Source organism: Streptomyces sp. NPDC002868 (genome assembly GCF_055563295.1).
Genome location: NZ_JBVHDR010000008.1, coordinates 1 through 17,651, shown reverse-complemented (window position 1 = coordinate 17,651; position 17,651 = coordinate 1). Strand labels below are relative to the sequence as shown.

The 17,651-nt window shown below is 69.9% G+C and carries 12 protein-coding genes; 1 reads left to right on the top strand and 11 read right to left on the bottom strand.

Annotation, left to right across the window (positions count from 1 at the left end):
* Positions 1–62: 62 nt before the first annotated feature.
* From ACZ3H8_RS23460 to ACZ3H8_RS23410, 11 genes are all read right to left on the bottom strand, one after another.
* Positions 63–1,445: a PP2C family serine/threonine-protein phosphatase gene (locus ACZ3H8_RS23460; RefSeq protein WP_467404838.1), complete on the bottom strand. Its 1,383-nt coding sequence runs from the start codon at positions 1,443–1,445 to the stop codon at positions 63–65.
* Between the two features lie 3 nt (positions 1,446–1,448).
* Positions 1,449–4,100, bottom strand: a complete 2,652-nt coding sequence (locus tag ACZ3H8_RS23455; protein WP_467405434.1) for a serine/threonine-protein kinase — start codon at positions 4,098–4,100, stop codon at positions 1,449–1,451.
* Between the two features lie 50 nt (positions 4,101–4,150).
* Positions 4,151–5,491: a hypothetical protein gene (locus ACZ3H8_RS23450; RefSeq protein WP_467404836.1), complete on the bottom strand. Its 1,341-nt coding sequence runs from the start codon at positions 5,489–5,491 to the stop codon at positions 4,151–4,153.
* Positions 5,492–5,578: 87 nt separating this feature from the next.
* A complete protein-coding gene (locus ACZ3H8_RS23445; RefSeq protein ID WP_467404833.1) occupies positions 5,579–6,589 on the bottom strand; it encodes a glutamate ABC transporter substrate-binding protein in 1,011 nt (336 codons plus the stop codon).
* Positions 6,590–6,600: 11 nt separating this feature from the next.
* Positions 6,601–7,992: a hypothetical protein gene (locus tag ACZ3H8_RS23440; RefSeq protein ID WP_467404832.1), complete on the bottom strand. Its 1,392-nt coding sequence runs from the start codon at positions 7,990–7,992 to the stop codon at positions 6,601–6,603.
* A 362-nt stretch (positions 7,993–8,354) separates the two neighbouring features.
* Positions 8,355–9,365: an N-acetylglucosamine kinase gene (locus ACZ3H8_RS23435; RefSeq protein WP_467404829.1), complete on the bottom strand. Its 1,011-nt coding sequence runs from the start codon at positions 9,363–9,365 to the stop codon at positions 8,355–8,357.
* The gene (locus ACZ3H8_RS23430; RefSeq protein ID WP_467404828.1) at positions 9,362–10,627 is read right to left on the bottom strand and encodes a 6-phospho-beta-glucosidase; all 1,266 of its coding nucleotides are present in this window, start codon (positions 10,625–10,627) and stop codon (positions 9,362–9,364) included. The genes ACZ3H8_RS23435 and ACZ3H8_RS23430 overlap by 4 nt, the downstream gene beginning before the upstream one ends.
* 7 nt (positions 10,628–10,634) lie before the next feature.
* A complete protein-coding gene (locus ACZ3H8_RS23425; protein WP_467404826.1) occupies positions 10,635–11,543 on the bottom strand; it encodes a carbohydrate ABC transporter permease in 909 nt (302 codons plus the stop codon).
* Between the two features lie 5 nt (positions 11,544–11,548).
* Positions 11,549–12,490 (bottom strand): carbohydrate ABC transporter permease, encoded by a 942-nt coding sequence (locus ACZ3H8_RS23420; protein ID WP_467404824.1) that lies wholly within the window; start codon positions 12,488–12,490, stop codon positions 11,549–11,551.
* A gap of 4 nt (positions 12,491–12,494) precedes the next feature.
* Complete coding sequence (locus ACZ3H8_RS23415; RefSeq protein WP_467404821.1) at positions 12,495–13,832, bottom strand: ABC transporter substrate-binding protein; 1,338 nt, start codon at positions 13,830–13,832, stop codon at positions 12,495–12,497.
* Between the two features lie 101 nt (positions 13,833–13,933).
* The gene (locus ACZ3H8_RS23410) at positions 13,934–15,094 is read right to left on the bottom strand and encodes an ROK family transcriptional regulator (RefSeq protein WP_467404818.1); all 1,161 of its coding nucleotides are present in this window, start codon (positions 15,092–15,094) and stop codon (positions 13,934–13,936) included.
* Positions 15,095–15,458: 364 nt separating this feature from the next.
* Here ACZ3H8_RS23410 and ACZ3H8_RS23405 point away from each other — a divergent pair, with 364 nt between their 5' ends.
* Positions 15,459–17,618, top strand: coding sequence for a LamG-like jellyroll fold domain-containing protein (locus ACZ3H8_RS23405; protein ID WP_467404815.1), 2,160 nt, complete (start codon positions 15,459–15,461; stop codon positions 17,616–17,618).
* Positions 17,619–17,651 lie beyond the last annotated feature (33 nt).

The window sequence follows — 17,651 nt, the reverse complement described above, 5'->3', positions numbered from 1 at the left end:
GCAAGCGGCAACAGGGCGGTGACAGGCGGCGACAAGCAGCCACGCGGCGGACATAAGGGGGTTCACGCCCTGTTGTAGGCCGATCCTGCCCCTTGGTGCGGCACGGCGAACGGCAGGACGGCCACTGTTACGTTGTCGTGGCCCCCGCCGTCGAGTGCGTGGCCGACCAGAACCTGCGCGCTGTGCAGCGGGCGGCCTGCCGCATCGACCGGGATCGCCTGCGCCATGTCCTCGGCGCCCTCCGCGTAGTTCCACAGGCCGTCCGTGCAGACCACGACCACGCCGGAACGGTCCGGCTTGAACGAGGCGGTGTGCGGCTCCAGTTCGTACGCATCGGCCCCGAGCCAGCCCGTGATGGCGTGGGCGCGCTCGTCGGCGTACGCCTCCGCCTCGCTCATCAGGCCTGCCGCCACCATCTGGGCGGCCCAGGAGTCGTCCTCGGTGAGCCGGGCGGGCGGGCCGCTGCGGTCGTCCGGCACCCAGTAGGCGCGGCTGTCACCGACCCAGCCGACGACCAGCAGACCGCCGGCCGCCACGGCGCCGACGATCGTGCAGGCCGGCGCGTTCTGGTGGCGGTGCGGGTCGTGCTCCATCGCCTCGCCCTCACCGGGCTCCCTGGCAAGGGAGTTGACCGCCTCGGAGGCCGCGACGATCGCCTCGTGCATGGCCTGCTGGGGGTGGGTGCCGCGTGGCAGCGTCTCGAGCAGCAGCTCATTGGCTGCGCTCGCGGCGGCCTCGGAGGCCTCGTCGGGGCGGGTCGCCGACGACACCCCGTCGCAGACGATCGCGACGACGGCGGGCGAGCCGTCGGGCAGGGCGGTGGACGACACCGCGAACGAGTCCTCGTTGCGGTGGTGGCGCAGCCCGCGGTCGCTGACGGCGGCGACCGAGCCGAGCTCCTGCTCCATGTGGTCGCGCTCGCGGGGCTGGGCGTGGCCGCAGTTCTCGCAGTACCCGTCGGTGTCGACATGGCCGGCGCGGCAGGCCACACAGAGTTTGGTGCCGGATTCGGGGGTGGTGATCGGGTCCACGGCGCGCGGGTCGGCGGCGACGGCGGTGCCCGCGTCGGGCGCGGGCAGCTCGAAGTCGCCGCTGGAGGAGGCGTTGGGCGGGGCCGTGGGCGAGACGGGTGGTGAGGCGTTCGGTGAGGCGGGCGGGGCGTCGTAGCGCACGGCGGAGGCGGGCAGCGGGCCGCCGCCCGAGTCCGTGCCCGGCAGATCTCCGGGCAGATGCGCCGACGCGGGCCTGCCCGAGCTGTCCGTCGCGGTCGCCGACGGCCACTCGACGGGCGTGCCGATGGCCATCGTCGGGTGGTCGTCCGGCGGCGCGGGCACGACGGAAAGGTCGTATCCGCACGCACCGCAGAAAAGGTCACCCGTTTCCAGCGGCTCGGCGCAGCTTGGGCATGTCGACCCGGCGGCCGGCTGGTCAATCTGCGAGGCCATCAATCACACCCACGTCCTGGGGCGGAAGCGGTTCGCCCGCTCCACCAGGTCTATCCGCTCCTCGCCACGCTGGGCGAGCCGGGCGAGCACCCGGTAGGAGCGTTCCAGCCCGAAGCGCAGGCCGCGCTCGTCCAGTTCGCTGCCAAGCAGCACGCTCTGTCCGGACGGCGGGGCTCCGGGACTACCGGAGAGTACCCAGTCGAGGGCCGTGCCGAGTACTTCTGTGGACAACTGCGCGCGGCGCACCGCGTCCAGACCGAAGTCCTTCAGGGCGTCCACCTGCGCGGCGGCCGCCGACAGGTCGTCGATCAGCGGGTCGTGCGCGGCGCGTCGCCGCAGCCTCGCCCGTACGGCAGCGACTCGCGCGGCCGTGTAGTGGATCGACGACTCCGGCACCGACTCCAGCGTCCGTACGGCTCCGGGCCGGTCGCCCGCCGCGAGCTGCACCCGGGCCAGGCCGAACGCGGCGCTGACATAGCTCGGGTCGGTCGTCCACACCAGGCGGTAGTACTCCGCGGCGTTGTCCAGCTGGCCGAGCACCTCGGCGCAGACGCCGAGCGCCAGCTTGGGCGCGGGCTCGCCGGGGAACGCGTCGTAGATCGCGTCGAAGGAGAGCGCCGCGACCTCGTTGTCCCCGGTCACCAGCGAGGTGAGGCCGCGGTACCAGACGACCCGCCAGTCGTCGGGGTGCTGGCTCTCCAGGGTTGCGAGAGCCCTGGTGGCGGAGTCGAGTTCACCCATCTCCAGGCGGGCGCGCAGCTCGCGTAGCCGGGTCTCCGGGGAGGCCGCGGACGCCGAGTGCAGCGCGGCGATGAGCTCGGCGGGCGCGGAGGCCATCAGACCGGCGAGGAAACCGGCGTTGGGGTCGCCCGGGTCGACGCGCGGCACGGGCAGGGCGAGCGAGGTTGCCCTGGAGTCGAGCACGGCGAGATGCGGGGCGAGGGCGAGGTTCGGGGGAGCGGAGGCGAGTTCGGCGGAGCGGGGCGCGGGGATCGGTGCGGCGTAGGCATTGGCCGCTCCGCCGCCCGGGTATCCGGCGCCCGGTTGCCCCGGACCGGCCCCCGGCACCGGCATGCCACCCGCGTTCCCGGCACCGCCGGCCGGATTCCCGGCGCCCCAGGGGTGCGCGGCCGGGCCGCCGACCACCGCCGGGCCGCCGCCCACAGCGGCCGAGCCGTTTGCCGCCGCGGAGCGCTTGCCGCGGCCGCGGCCCGAGGGCACCGACGTACGCCCGCCCAGCTGCGAGACGTCCTCCGTCAGTTCCGCGAACAACTGCGTGTCCGTGACCCGCAGTTCAGTTCCGAAGAGCGTCGACAGCGACGGGCGCGGGCGGCCCGTCTGGATCGCGACGACCTCTCTGAGCACCCCCGTCAGCTGCTCCGCCATCTCCTGCGCCGAGGCGAACCGACGCGCCGGATCCGGGTCCGTCGCCCGTACCAGCAGCCGGTAGAAGGACTCGTACGTCTGGAAGACCTTGATGTTCTCCGGGTCCGGCAGGGAGTCCACGAACACATTCGTGTAGCCCTGGAAGTCGAAGGTCAGCACGGCCAGCGTGCGCGCGACGGTGTACAGGTCGGAGGCGACAGAAGGGCCGACCTCGCCGACCTCCGGGGCCTGGTACCCGACCGTGCCGTAGATCGCGGACTCGTCGTCGTCCATCCTGCGGACCGCGCCCATGTCGATGAGCTTGAGCTGGTCCTGCTGCTGGATGGCGTTGTCGACCTTGAAGTCGCAGTACAGCAGGTTCCTGCTGTGCAGATGCCCGAGCGCCTCCAGAGCCTCGATGCCGTACGCACACGCCTGATCGACCGGCAGCGGATCGCGCTTGCCCGCCGGGTCGCGCCGTTCGTTGGCGATCTCCTTCAGCGATTTGCCGCCGACGTACTCCATGACGATGTAGCCGTCGAGCGAGCCGGTGCGCTGGTCGAGATGCTCCACGAAGTTGTAGATCCGGACGATGTTGGAGTGCTCGATCTCCGCGAGGAAGCGGCGCTCCGAGATCGCCGCGGCCATCGCGTCCTGGTCGCCCGTGTCCAGCAGGCCCTTGAGCACCACCCACCGGTCGGATACCGCGCGGTCCACCGCCAGATAGACCCAGCCCAGGCCGCCGTGGGCGAGGCAGCCCACCACTTCGTACTGCCCGTGCACGATGTCGCCGCCGGTGAGCTTGGGCACGAAGGAGTACGGGTGGCCGCACTTGGTGCAGAACCCTTCCGTACGCCCGGGACGCTCCCCGCGCGAACGCCCCACCGGGGCCCCGCAGTCGGAGCGCGAACAGAACCGCTTGCGCTCGGGGACCTCGGGGTTCTCCATCACCGCGGTACGCGGCTCGGGGCGCGGTACGTCCGGCACGGAGACCAGGCCCGCGCCCAGCCGGTTGCGCCCTGACGCGCCTGTGGAGCTGCCGGAGCTGCGCACCGAGACCGACCGGGACGAGGTGCTGCTCCCGGACAGCGAGCGCGAAAGCCGCCCGGACACGGAACGGCGCGACGTCGACGAGCGCGACGAGGCCCGCGACGAGCGCGAACTGCTCCGCCCGGAGCCGGAGTCCCGGCCGCCGCCCGTGATGCCGGTGGGCTGCGAGGACACCATCCCGTTGGACGCGACGACGGGCGCGAGGCCGCAGGTGTTGCAGTACAGCTCACCGCCGCCCATGTCCTCGTACGAGCCCTCACAGCCGGGACGCTGGCAGTTCTTGGTCTCGCTCACGAATCCCCCCTGCGGTCATTGAGCCCGGACGGTCCCGGCTGTCTCGGGACAAGGACTTCGGCGGCGGCCTGCTGATAACGCAGCACCGCCTGCTCGGCGACGCGCAGATCGCACGGCGCGCTCCACAGCATCCGGCGGGCCGCGTCGTACCGCTCGATCAGCAGCGGATCCTCCGCCATCCCGTGCCGGGCCACTTTCGCCTTGTACGCGTCGAGACGGCCGCGCAGCTCGGCGCGGACTGCGAGCGGGGCGGTGACGGCCGTCAAAGACTCACGGGCGCGCAGCAGTTCGTCCTCCGCCTCGCGCTCCAGGGATTCGAGCAGCGGCGAGAGCCGGTGCCACTGTGAGTGCCTGCGGTACTCGGCGGCGGTGGCGAGCCGCTCCTGCAGCGCGGTCGGCGGGCCGCTGACCGCGGGCACCTCGGAGGCGGCGATCTTGGCCAGCACCTCGCCGCGCGCTGACCGCGCCTCGGTCAGCGTACGGTCGGCGCGCGACAGCACGTCGCGCAGCCGGATCAGCCGCTCCTCGGAGTCCTGCCGGACCCGGAGCACCGCCTCGATCTCCCGGCGGATGTCTTCGAGGGCGCGCGCCGCACGGTCGTAGCGGTCGGTGTCGGGGCGGCCGCCGCCGGGTGCCGAACTGCCGAGCGCGGCCCGCCAGAAGGCGAGCGGGTCGGAGATCACCTGGGCGCGCAGCGTGGACAGTTCATGGGTGATCGACTCCAGCTCGTCGCCGGCCGGGTGCTCCCCGGGCCGTACGCCTACGGAGTGCGCGAGCGAGCGGGTGCGCTGCAGCTCGGCGGAGAGCAGATCTATCCGGGCGGGCAGCGCCGACCACACCGAGTCGGCCGTCACCACCATGTCCAGCGAGCCCGCGTACAGCTCGTTCATCCTGGCGACCAGCTCTTCGAGCGTGAACTGCTGGGAGAGCTTGGCGGGTCCGGTGATCGAGGGTGCGGTGTGGTTGGCCGAGCCGGCGATCGTGACGCTGCGGCCGCGCAGCCGGTCGGTCAGCTCCACCAGGTCCTCGCGGTTCGGCCAGCGACGCCTGGCGCGCAGCTCACGGGTGTCGTTCAGGGCGGCGGTGTACGCGTCGAAGTACTCCCACAGCAGGCTGATCGCCTGCTCGGCAGAGGCCCAGCGGTCCTTGGTGACGCCCGTCAGCTCGGCGCCTTCGAGGAGTCTGCGGCCGGCATGGTCCTGCAGGGCGAGGAGCGAGGTCTCGATCGCCTCGTGCTCCGCGCCGAGCCGCGCCAGCGTACGGTCCACCTCGTCCCGGTCCATCACCGGGCCTGGGGGTCCCCCCGCGGAGCTGGGGGAGGGTCCCGCCGCGCCCATCGATCACCTCTCTGCTCTTCCTGTGTTCCTTGCAGGACTAGTTGTTCAGCCAGTTCAGCCAGTTCAGCTCGTTCAGCGCCGACTGTCTCAGCCGGCGCGGTACTTCGGCGCCGGCGGCCCGGTTATCCCGGGGAGATCGGCCACCAGCCATTTGTTGTACGCCTCCGTCCAGGCGCCCTTGCGGTACTCGTCAAGCACCTTGTTCACCCGGCGCACCAGGTCGTCCTTGCCTAGCTTGGTGGCCACGCCGTAGTACTCGGTGGTGAAGGGCTTGCCGCCCTTGAGTTCGACCGCCGGGTCCTGCGCCGCCTGGCCGGCCGCGAGGGCGTTGTCCGTCACGATCGCGTCGACGAGGCCCTGCTGGAGCCGCACCAGGCAGTCCAGCTGGTTGGACACGGTGAGCACGTCCTCGTCCCCCGGCTGCCCGTCGTGCTTGTCCTTGAACGTGGCGCCGAAGGAGTCCTTCTCCAGCGCGTCGTACGCCGTCGAGCCCTCCGCCGTGCAGACCTTCTTCCGGGCGAGGGACTTGTCGTATCCGGTGATGGACGAGCCCTTGGAGGCGAGGACCTGCTGGCCCGCCTGGAAGTACGCGGTGGAGAAGGCGACCTGCTTGATCCGGGCGCAGTTGATCGTCATCGTGCGGACGACGATGTCCACCGTGCCGTTGTTCAGCGCGGGTATGCGCTGGTTGGTCGGGATGGCACGGAAGATGATGGCGTCCGGCTTGCCGAGGATGTCCTGGGCGATCGCCCGGGCGAGATCGATGTCGAAGCCTTCGAGGCCGCCGGTGGCCGGATTGCGGTAGCCCCAGCGGTAGCTGTTCTGGTCAACGCCGACGACTAGCTTGCCTCGCGCCACGATCGCGTCGATGTTCGGTCCGTTCGCCGCTGACGGCGACAGGGAGCGCTCCGGTTCCGTACAGCTGTCGGCCTTGGCCGGCGTCGCCGAGGCGGCGCTCTGGCCGTCCAGGCCGGAGCCGAGGGCGTCCGCGCCGCCGTGGGACAGCGGCAGCAGCGTGACGGCGGCAGTCAGCGCACAGGCAGCGGCCATCCCCGCGACGCCGCCCCAGCCGCGGAACCTGGTCCTCAGGTCCGTCATCGCTCCTCCTCTCACCGGTACTCCGAAAGCCTGCGGTTGATACCGAGCACGGCGCCCGCCGCACCCAGCACTGCCAGTGCCGCGGCGCCGACCGGCAGCCCGGTCAGCGCGCCGCGCCCGTCCTCGGCGGCGCGGGTGAACTCGCGCTGCTCATGCGCGAGCGCTGTCGCCAGCGCGTCGTCCACCTGGTCGAAGGACTGGCCGGTGGAGACCTTGGGCCCGATGACCTTGTCCAGCGCGCCTTCATAGTCACCGGCCTTGTCGGTGGTGCTGGCGCTGGCGTGCCGGACCTTCCACTCGGACACGCCCTTGACGGCGGCCTCGACGGGGCCGAGACCTTCCTTGTCGTCGGCGAGCTTCTGCGCCTCGCTCAGCCGGTCACCGAGCTTCTTCATGCCCGTGGTGTAGTCCGTTTCGTACTTGTCGCTCTTGCCGTCGTCGGTAAGCACCGCGCCACGCGCGACGAGCGTCAGGTTCTCATTCGCCCGCGCCTTCAGGGAGCTGATCCGCGCGTCGTTGAGCACCTTGAGCGACTTCTGGCCGTGCGCCTCGGCGTCGTTCAGCTCGGCGCGGGCCACCGTGTGTCCCACGGCCAGCCACAGCAGGACGACGGTGGCGGCGGCCGTGGCGGCGAGCAGGCCGTGGTTGAACACCCTGTTCGTCCGCTGGTAGTTGCGGCGCTGCGCCCACACCAGGGCAGCCAGCGCGACCACACCCACGGCGAGCGAGAAGACCGGCCAGAAGCGGGCGTTGTCGTCGTCCCGGTCGAGCCGGGCCGTCTCCGCGTCGTACAGCTTCTGGGCGGCGGGCAGCAGATCCCGGGTCATCTGCTCGTTCGCGAACCGCAGATACGCGCCGCCGAGGGGCAGGCCCTGCCGGTTGTAGGAGCGGGCCGTCTCGATCACGCCGGTGTAGCGGGGGAGCTGCTCGTTGAGAGCGGCTATCTGGCGGCCCGACTCGCTCGAACTGTCTGTGTTCGCCGCGGCCTTGATCAGCAGCCGGGAAGCGAGCGCGATGTCCTTCTGGTACCGCTCACGGGCGGCGCGGGGCTCCTCGGCGCCGGCCAGGAAGCCACTGGAGGCCGCCGTGTCCGCGTCGGCCAGCGAGCGGTAGATGGACGCGGCGTCCGCGCTCAGCGGCTGACTCCGGCTCACCACGTCGTCGGCCGCGGATGCCCGGTCGGAGATCTCGAACGCCGTCACCGCGCCGAACGCCACCACCAGTGCCGCCAGAACGGCCCCGATGATCTGCAGCCGCCCCGGCTCGGTCGTCGCCGCCGTGCGCAGCCGCTTCTTGCCCTCGGCCCAGGCGCCGTGGTGGGCGGGCGGCGTGGCCGGCGGCTGTGCCGGCGCATGCGTCGGAGCCGATTGGGGCGCGGTGCGCACAGTCGGCGGGTATGTCACGTGACCTCCCCCTCGGTCGCTGACGTCGGCCCGCCCCCGGCGGGTCGGGGGACGTCCCCCGACCAGCAGTATGGCCGCAGTGACTGACATACACAGCAGGATTGACTGGATCTTGTCCCATCGCAGCAATTCAGGACCCGTCAGGCCCCCGTCTCCCCCGCCATTCTCCCCACCATGAATACGCTTCAGTACCTTGATCGGTTCCCGTTGCAGGGATGTTGGTCAGCACGGATGTTGGTCAGCGGGGATGTTGGGCAGCACGGATGTCGGGCGGCACGGATGTCGGGCGGCACGGATGTCGGGCATGGCCAATCGCCGGACGGGCGTGACGTCAGCCCGTCCGGCGATTGGAGACGTAGCGGCTACGCGTAGTGCGCGCGCAGCCTGGCGCGGACCTCGGGCGAGGCCCCGATGTGGTCCATGCCCAGCAGGGCCGCGCCGAGCACCGGCGGTGCCGTCACCACCTCGATCACTGCTTTGGGCGCCTTGGCCGCGAGCAGCTTGCCGATGTGCTCGTCCAGCTCCGGGTGCCTGGCCGCGAGCACGCTGCCGCCCAGCAGCACCGGCGCCTCCTCGTCGAGCAGATCCAGCCGCGCCAGCGCCACCGTGGACAGGGCGACGACCTCCTCGGCCAGCCGGTGCACCACCGAGCGGGCGACCGCATCGCCCTCCGCGCTGGTGGCGAAGAGGACCGGCGTCAGCTCGTGCTTGCGCGCCGCGGGGATCCGCCCCAGGTGCAGCGCCTCGATCAGGGCGTACATGGAGTCCAGGCCGAAGTGCGCGGGCAGCGTACGGGCCAGGGCCGTCGGCTCGCCGCGTCCGTCCTCCGCCCGCGCCGCGAACCACAGCGCCTCCTCCGCGAGCCACGCGCCGCCGCCCCAGTCGCCGGAGATCCGGCCGATCGCGGGGAAGCGCGCGGTACGGCCGTCCGGCAGCATGCCGACGCAGTTGATGCCCGCGCCGCACACCACCGCGACCCCCCGTGGCTCATCCACGCCCGCCCGCAGGATGGCGAACGTGTCGTTACGCACCTCGGTCGTGAGCCCCCAGCCGCGGGCCTGCACCGCTGCCGCCAACTCCCGCTCCTCGACAGGGAGATCGGCGTTGGCCAGGCAGGCCGAGACATGCGCGACGAACGGCTCGGAGAGCACGGTGACGCCGCCCGTGGTGACGCCGCCCGTGGTGACACCGGCCGCGGTCGCGGCGGCCGCGACCGTACGGCCCAGGGCGTCGACAGCCGCCTCGATGCCGACGGCCGGCGGCTGGAACCCCCCGCCGCGGGCCTTGCCGAGGACGGTCCCGTCGGCCGCGACCACCGCGACGTCGGTCTTGCTGTTGCCGGCGTCGATGGCCAGGACGCCACGTGCGGTCATGCCCACGCGAGGTGCTCCCGGTTGTGCGCGATCAGCTTGTCTGTGAGCGGCTCGGCGTACTCGTACTGGCCGATCAGCGGATGCGACAGCAGCGCCTTGAAGACGCGGTCGCGGCCGCCGCGCAGGGCGGCCTCCAGCGCCAGGTCCTCGTACGCCGTCACATTGGCGATCAACCCCGCGTACAGCGGGTCGAGTTCGGGCACGGCGAGCGGCGTGGTGCCGCTGCCGTCGACGTGCGCCTGCACCTCGATCACGGCGTCGTCCGGCAGGAAGGACAGCGTGCCCTTGTTGTAGGTGTTCACCACCTGCACCGAGCTGCCGCCCCCGCCCAGCAGCGAGGCCGCGAGGTCCACGGCAGCCTCCGAGTAGAAGGCGCCGCCGCGCTTGGCGAGCAGCTCCGGCTTGCTGTCCAGCGCCGGGTCGCCGTACATCTTGAGCAGCTGCCTCTCCATCTGCGCGACCTCTGCGGCCCGCGACGGCTTGGTCCTCAGCTCGCGTACGACGTCGTCGTGCGCGTAGAAGTAGCGCAGGTAGTACGAGGGGACGACACCGAGCCGGTCCAGCACCTGGCGCGGCAGCCGCAGATCGTCCGCGATCGCGTCGCCGTGCTCGGCCAGTAGCTTCGGGAGCAGATCCACGCCGTCGGGCCCGCCGATACGCACACCCGTCTCCCACGTCAGGTGGTTGAGGCCCACATGGTTCAAGTGGACGTCGGACGGGGCTACTTCGAGAAGCTTCGCGAACTTGCGCTGGAAGCCGATGGCGACATTGCACAGCCCGACGGCCTTGTGCCCGGCCTGCAGCAGCGCCCGGGTCACGATGCCCACCGGGTTGGTGAAGTCGATGATCCAGGCATCAGGGTTGGTACGCCGCACCCGCTCGGCGATGTCGAGGACGACCGGGACGGTCCGCAGAGCCTTGGCGAGCCCGCCCGCCCCCGTCGTCTCCTGCCCGACGCAGCCGCACTCCAGCGGCCAGGTCTCGTCCTCGTTCCGGGCCGCCTGCCCGCCCACGCGCAGCTGCAGCAGCACCGCGTCGGCGTCCGCGACGCCCGCGTCCACGTCGGAGGTGGTGACGATCTTCCCGTCGTGACCCTGCTTGGCGAAGATCCGCCGCGCCAGGCCGCCGACCAGCTCGAGGCGGTCGGCCGCGGGGTCGATGAGCACCAGTTCACTGATCGGGAGGGTGTCCCTCAGCCGGGCGAGGCCGTCGATCAACTCAGGGGTGTAGGTGGATCCGCCACCCACGACTGCGAGCTTCATATGTGCATCAGCCCTTCACTCCGGTCAGTGTGACGCCCTCGACGAACGCCTTCTGGGCGAAGAAGAAGACGAGGATCACGGGGGCCATGACCAGGACGGTCGCGGCCATGGTCAGATTCCAGTCCGTGTGGTGCGCGCCCTTGAACGACTCCAGGCCGTAGCTCAGAGTCCACGCCGCCGGGTTCTCCGATGCGTAGATCTGCGGGCCGAAGTAGTCGTTCCAGGCGTAGAAGAACTGGAAGAGCGCGACGGCGGCGATGCCCGGCTTGGCCATCGGCAGCACCACCTTGATAAGCGTGCGGAATTCACCGCAGCCGTCGACCTTCGCCGCGTCCAGGTACTCATTGGGAACGGTGAGCAGGAACTGCCGCAGCAAGAAGATCGAGAACGCATCGCCGAAAGCCATCGGGATGATCAGCGGCCAGAGCGTGCCGGCCAGGTCCAGCTGCTTCGCCCAGAACAGATACATCGGGATGATGATCACCTGGGGCGGCAGCATCATCATCGAGATGACGAGCATCATCGACAGATTGCGGCCGCGGAAGCGGAACTTGGCGAGCGCGTAGGCCACCGGGATGGACGACACGACAGTCAGGACGGTGCCGAGACCCGCGTACAGCAGGGTGTTCTTCCACCAGGTCAGGAAGCCGGGAGTGTCCAGGACCCGGGTGTAGTTGTCCCACTCCCACGTCGCCGGGACGAGATCGCGGGTGAGCGTCTGCTGGTCGCTCATCAGCGAGGTGAGGACGACGAAGACGAACGGCAGCACGAAGAAGAGCGCGGCCGCTATGCCCAGCGAGTGCACGGCGATCCAATGCAGCAGCGCCTTGCGGCGCGCCGTGCGCCCGGCCTGGGAAGCGGCGGTCGGCGGGGCAGGCTTTCCGTGCCGGCCGGGCTTGTCGAGTACTTGAGTCATGGCGGTCACCCACCTGCCTGCATCAGGCCGCCGCGCCGTCGCATCAGAAACGCGGTGAAGACCATGGAGAGCACGAACAGAACGAGCGCGATGACAGCGGCGGAGCCGTAGTCGAAGCGCTGGAAGCCGAGGTTGTAGATGAGCTGCGGCAGCGTCAGCGTCGACTTCTCGGGGTAGCCGGGCTCGAACTGCTGCCCGCTGCCGCCGATGATTCCGGAGGCGACCTTCCCGGCCACCAGCGGCTGTGTGTAGTACTGCATCGTCTGGATCACGCCGGTGACGATGGCGAACATGACGATCGGCGAGATGTTCGGCAGGGTGACGAACCGGAAGCGCTGCCAGGCGGTCGCGCCGTCCAGCTCCGCCGCCTCGTACTGCTCCTTCGGCACATCCAGCAGCGCCGCCATGAAGATCACCATCAGGTCGCCGATGCCCCACAGGGCGAGCGCGGTGAGCGCCGGCTTGGACCAGGCGGGGTCGGTGAACCAGCCGGGGGTGGGCAGCCCGATCGAGTCGAGGATCGAATTGACCGGTCCGGTACCGGGGTTGAGCAGGAAGACGAAGGCGAGCGTCGCCGCGACCGGCGGAGCCAGATACGGCAGATAGAACAGGGTGCGGAAGACTCCCGCGCCCGTCCTGATCTTGGTGATCAGCAGCCCGACACCGAGGCCGAAGACGACCCGGCAGGTGACCATCACCAACACCAGCCACAGGGTGTTCTGCAGAGCCGGCCAGAACATCCGGTACTCGCTGAAGACGTACGTCCAGTTGTCCAGGCCGTTGAAGACGGGCGGCCGGAAGCCGTCGTACTTCATGAAGGAGAAGTAGATGGTGGAGATCAGCGGGTAGGCGAAGAAGACGCTGAAGCCGATCAGCCAGGGCGACATGAAGGCCGCGGTACGAAGCGTCGAGCGCCGACGCTTCGACCGCAGAGTGTGCGTCGTCACGGTGCTACTTCGCCTTCGCGATGTCCGTGTCGATCTGCTGGGCGGTCTTCTCCAGACCGGCCTTCAGGTCGCTCACCTTCCCCGCCTCGTACTGGTAGCCGAAGTCCTGGAAGGTGACCTGGTACGCGCCGCCGTCGACGTTGGCCGGGGTGGTGCTGGACTTCGGGTGCTGCGCGATGTCGATGAAGGTCTTGAACTCCGGGTCGATCTTCAGCTGCGGCGACTTGAGCGCCTCGATCGTGGAGGGCACGTTGTGGATGCCGTTGGCGAAGGCCACCACCGCGGCGGTGTCCGTGGTCATGTACTTCACCAGCTCCCACGCGGCGTTCTGCTTCTTGCTGGTGGAGGCGATGCCCATGATCGTGCCGGAGAGGTAGCCCTTGCCGTAGTCGGCGGCCTGGTCGTCGGCGACGGGCAGCGGCGCGGTGCCGATCTCGAACTTCACCTTCGCGTCCTTGGCCATGCCGAGCCGCCATTCGCCGTCCAGCTGCATGGCGACCTGACCGGTGTGGAAGGGGTGCTTGGCGCCCCACTCGTCACCGAAGGTGTTGCGGTACTTCTCCAGCTTGGCGAAGCCGCCCAACTTCTCGACCAGGCCCTTCTGGAAGGTCAGCATCTTCGAAAACGCCGGGTCCTTGACGATGTTGGACTTGCCGTCGGCGTCGAAGTAGGTCGGGCCCCACTGCGAGACGTAGTGCATCGGAGTCGTCTCGTAGCCGTGGTAGTTCGGCATGAAACCGAGCTGCGAGTAGCTGTCGCCCTTGGACTTGGTCAGCTTCTCTGCGACCTTCTCGAACTCGCTCCAGGTCTTCGGCGGGGTGGTGATCCCGGCCGCCTTGAACGCGCCCTTGTTGTAGTAGAGGCCGTACGCGTCATTGAGGAGCGGCAGCGAGCACTGGTTGCCGTCGAACTGGGTGTAGTCCAGCAGCGGCTTGTGGAAGACCTTGGCCGGGTCGATCTTCGACTTGTCCAGGAACGGCTTCAGATCCACGAACGCACCGGAAGCGCAGAACTTCCCGACGCTGTCGGTCGTGAACGACGAGACGACGTCCGGGGCGTTCGAACCGCCCGCCCGCAGCGCCTGGTTGATCTTGTCGTCGGTCATATTGCCGACGACCTTGACCTTGATGTTCGCGTGCTCCTTCTCGAAGCGCGCGACGTTGTCCTGGATCGCCTTGACCTCGCTGGGCGCGGACCAGCCGTGCCAGAAGGTGATGGTGGTCTTGGCGTTGGGGTCGTCGTTCGCGGCGGTGTCGCTCGACCCCGTACAGGCCGAGGCGAGGAGGGATATCGCGGCGGTCGCGGCGAGCGCGGCGGCCGTGTTCCGGGTGCGTGTGGACATGGCGGGTCTCCCTGTGGCGGGTCGAGGTGGCAGGGGTTTGCGCGGGTCTCTCAGCGGTTGCTCAGCGGTCTCGTCGGTTGCTCAGCGGTCTCGGCGGTCTCTCAGCGGGAGGTGTCGAAGATCTCGTCCCGCGTGGTGACCAGGGCGCTCTCCAACGCCCCGCGCAGGACCGGGTGTTCACGTACGGAACCGAGCACAAGGCGCGGCCTTGACGCGGCGAGTTCGGTGAGCTCCGCCTGCACGCGTTCGCGCAACGGCTCCCCGCCGGCGGTGATCACATCGCCGGACAGGACGACGAGTTCGGGGTCGAGCACGGCGACCATGGAGGCGAGACCGGTCGCAAGACCCGTCGCGTACGCGTCGAGCAGCTCGCGGTACGGACCCGAGTCGGCGCCGACCGCCCGGGAGACCAGCGCGGAGGCGACCTCGGCGTGCGGGCCGTGCCCGACGCCCTCGATCCCGAGCCCGCGGGCCAGCCGCGGCAGCGCCTGGGCACCGGCCAGTTCCTGGAAGCCGCCGCTGTTCGCCTTGGTCACCTGGCGTACGAGGGGGGTGCCGGGCACCGGCAGAAAGCCGACCTCGCCGGCGCCGCCGGTGAAGCCCCGGTGCAGCCGGCCGCCGATGACGAGGGCGGCGCCGAGGCCTTCCTCGTTCCACAGCAGCACGAAGTTCTCATGCCCGCGCGCGGCGCCGAGGCGCTGCTCGGCGACCGCGGCCAGGTTGACGTCGTTCTCGTACTCGACGAGCATCGGCAGCACGGCGGCCAGCTCGTCGAGGAGGGTGGGGGAGTGCCAGCCGGGGAGATGCGATGCGTACCGCAGCCGCCCGGTGGAGGGGTCGAAGGCGCCGGGCGTCCCGATGACCAGACGGTGCACGTCGGAGCGGGTGACCCCGGCGGCCTTCACCGCCCCGTCGAGCGCCTCGGTGACCTGCCGTACGACGCTCTCGGCGCGCCGCCCGGGGGTCTGCAGCTCGAACTCGCCGACGGTGGCGCCGGTGATGTCGGCGACGGCGGCGCGGATGCGCTGCGGGGTCACATCGAGCCCGGCGGCGAAGGCGGCGCGCGCGTTGACGGCGTACAGCTGGGCGTTGGGCCCGGGCCGCCCCTCGGTGGTACCGGTGGCGACGACGAGGCCGGCGGCCTCGAGCCGGGCGAGCAGCTGGGAGGCGGTGGGCTTGGAGAGGCCGGTCAGTTTCCCTATCTTCGTCCGGGAGAGCGGCCCGTGCTCGAGCAGCAGGTCGAGCGCGGCCCGGTCGTTCATGGCGCGCAGGACGCGCGGTGTTCCGGGGGTTCCGGGAGTACCCGGGGTACTGGGTGTGGTTCCGGCCACGACGGGGTGCACCTGCCCTTCGGCTGCCCACTTCCCCAATGCACTGTTAGGAAAGTTTCCTATTCGGTGAGAGGAAAGTAAGCCGCACGTCAGGCGGGCGTCAATGGCCAGCGCGTTCTAGGCAACCAAAGCGTTACCTGGGTTGGGCGGAAACTCGAATCGCCGGAGCCTGCGCCCGCCCTCGGCATATGTGGTCGGTCAGGACTCGCCTCGTGATCTAGGGTGCGCCGACGGACTTCACTTGGTCGTCCGTTCGGCGAAGGGCCTGGGGAGGCCCTTGGAGGGGGGATCGGTCATGCGTTTACGTAGATGGCGAGGCGCTCGTGCCTGGGGCGCGCTGGTGGGTGCCGTGCTGATGGCGGGGGTGCTTTCGACTCCGGCTTTCGGGGCGGGGGACGACACGGCCGACGACCCGGTGCCGCTGGCGCCGCGGATCACCAGTGACGGCACGTACACGGAGTGCACGGCCAATGACTGCGTCGGGCGGGGCGAGCCGGGTCTGGCCGGGGTGTTCTCGTTCCGGCCGAACGAGGCCGACATCGACCCGGAGACGGGGGCGACGGATGTCACGGGCTACCGCGTGAGGTTGATCAGCGAGTTCGGAGCCACAGTGGTCAGCGGAGCCGAGGCGTCACACGCCGTGGTCCCTCACCTTGCCGGCGAGCAGGTGCTGGAGGTGGAGGCCAAGGACCATGGTGAACGGTGGGGTCCTGCCGCGTCGTTCGTATTCAAGGTGAAGCCGGCGGCAGGCGCGGTCGGCCAGTGGCAGTTCGCCGACCGCCCGACTGGCCCGAAGGCGACCACCACCAAGGACACCGCCACCGAGGGCACTGTGCGCCACGACGCGACGCTCAAGGGTGGCGCGACCTGGTCGGAGCGGGCGAGGCGTGGCAGCGGTGACTACTCGCTCGATCTGAACAGCACGAACCCGGCCAAGCGCAAGGCATACGCGGCCACAGCCGGACCGGCAGTCGACACGAAGGATTCGTTCACGGTCTCGGCCTGGGCCTATCTCGCCGGTACGGGATCGGATCAGGTTGTGGTCTCGGCACCCGGGGCCAAGGACGCCGCATTCGAGCTGTACTACTCCGCCAAGCAGAAGAAGTGGGCCTTCGGCCGCGGTGCTCAGGATCGCGGCGACACGGCGGACATCGTCTCGTACGGCGATGCGGCGAACCCGCCGGCCCGCGTGTGGACGCATCTGGCCGGGGTGTTCGACACCAAGAGGGACACGGACAGGACGAATGACACCGTCCAGCTCTTCGTCAACGGCCGGCCCCAGGGACAGCCGGTGAATCTCTTCGCCGAGGCTGCGGCGTACCAACCGTGGACCTCCTCCAAGGGGCTTCAGATCGGCCGGACCAAGGACGACGGCTTCTACCAGCGGTACTTCCACGGCTACGTGGACGAGGCAGCTGTCTGGCAGCGAGCGCTTCGGTCGGTGGATGTAGCGGAGGTCTCGGCACTTGCGCAGGCCGGAGGCCAGGCGACCGCGCTCGTGGCGGACTGGAACGCCGGCCCGTCCACCGGCAATGAGATCAAGGATGCGAGCGGCTACGCACGGCCAGGTCTGACCCTGTCGGCCGAGGGCGCGCAGCTTCGTGCGGACGAGTCCGGGCGGAGTCAGCTGGTCTTCGACGGAGTGCAGGGGTACGCCGCGTCCAGTGGGCCGGCGGTGGATGAGACGGGTTCGTTCACGGTCTCGGCTCGCGTGCGTGTGGACAGTGCCAAGTGGGCGGCCAAACCGGCCGGCTATCGGGCGACAGTGGCCGGGCAGAGGCTTGCCGACCAGTCGTCCTGCGCGCTCGTGCTGAGCAAGTACGGACCTGAAGACGAGGCAGTTTCCGTATGGAGTTTTGAGCGGACTGCAGTGGACGCGGCGGGCAACGTGACGGAGCGGGTCAAGGTCCAGGCGGACACGTGGATGCAGCCGGAGGAGTTCGATGTCCCGATCGATGTCACCGGTGTCTTCAACGCGGTCGGGGAAAGACCGGGTGCCAGTTGGAACAGGCCTGGCAAGCTCGAGCTCTACATCGGCACCGCCGCACAGGTCAGAAACGCCTATGCGGAGCTGACGTCGCAGGGCGCGGGGGAACTGGCCGTGGGCCGCGGGGCAGATGGCGGCACCATGGGCCACTACTTCTCCGGCAGCCTGGACCGGCTGCGCTTGGCTTCAATGAAGGAGAACGGCTGGCAGGGCGACCCTATATCCGTGGCAATGATTGGTGACGACCTCTATGTCCTGGACGGTCACCACCGGGTTGCTGCGGCGAAGCGCGCAGGTATTGACGTGCCGTATCGGGTGGTTCCGGATGCCGATTTGCGTGCCAGGTATCCCGGAGGTGCCGATGACATCACAAGTGCCTGGGCCGAGGTAGGGCCGGACCGTCTAGCCTCGCGCTTTCATGAAGCGTGGTGTCCGACGGGTGGTCAGACAAACGAAAAGCGCCTCTGACCAGCAAGAATGAGGATTGTCGAGGTCCTTGTT

Excerpts from the sequence above, each read along its gene's own strand:
- ACZ3H8_RS23460 (WP_467404838.1), bottom strand. The coding sequence starts at position 1,445 with ATGGCCTCGCAGATTGACCAGCCGGCCGCCGGGTCGACATGCCCAAGC.
- ACZ3H8_RS23455 (WP_467405434.1), bottom strand. The coding sequence starts at position 4,100 with ATGGGCGGCGGTGAGCTGTACTGCAACACCTGCGGCCTCGCGCCCGTC.
- ACZ3H8_RS23450 (WP_467404836.1), bottom strand. The coding sequence starts at position 5,491 with ATGGGCGCGGCGGGACCCTCCCCCAGCTCCGCGGGGGGACCCCCAGGC.
- ACZ3H8_RS23445 (WP_467404833.1), bottom strand. The coding sequence starts at position 6,589 with ATGACGGACCTGAGGACCAGGTTCCGCGGCTGGGGCGGCGTCGCGGGG.
- ACZ3H8_RS23435 (WP_467404829.1), bottom strand. The coding sequence starts at position 9,365 with ATGACCGCACGTGGCGTCCTGGCCATCGACGCCGGCAACAGCAAGACC.
- ACZ3H8_RS23430 (WP_467404828.1), bottom strand. The coding sequence starts at position 10,627 with ATGAAGCTCGCAGTCGTGGGTGGCGGATCCACCTACACCCCTGAGTTG.
- ACZ3H8_RS23425 (WP_467404826.1), bottom strand. The coding sequence starts at position 11,543 with ATGACTCAAGTACTCGACAAGCCCGGCCGGCACGGAAAGCCTGCCCCG.
- ACZ3H8_RS23415 (WP_467404821.1), bottom strand. The coding sequence starts at position 13,832 with ATGTCCACACGCACCCGGAACACGGCCGCCGCGCTCGCCGCGACCGCC.
- ACZ3H8_RS23410 (WP_467404818.1), bottom strand. The coding sequence starts at position 15,094 with ATGAACGACCGGGCCGCGCTCGACCTGCTGCTCGAGCACGGGCCGCTC.
- ACZ3H8_RS23405 (WP_467404815.1), top strand. The coding sequence starts at position 15,459 with ATGCGTTTACGTAGATGGCGAGGCGCTCGTGCCTGGGGCGCGCTGGTG.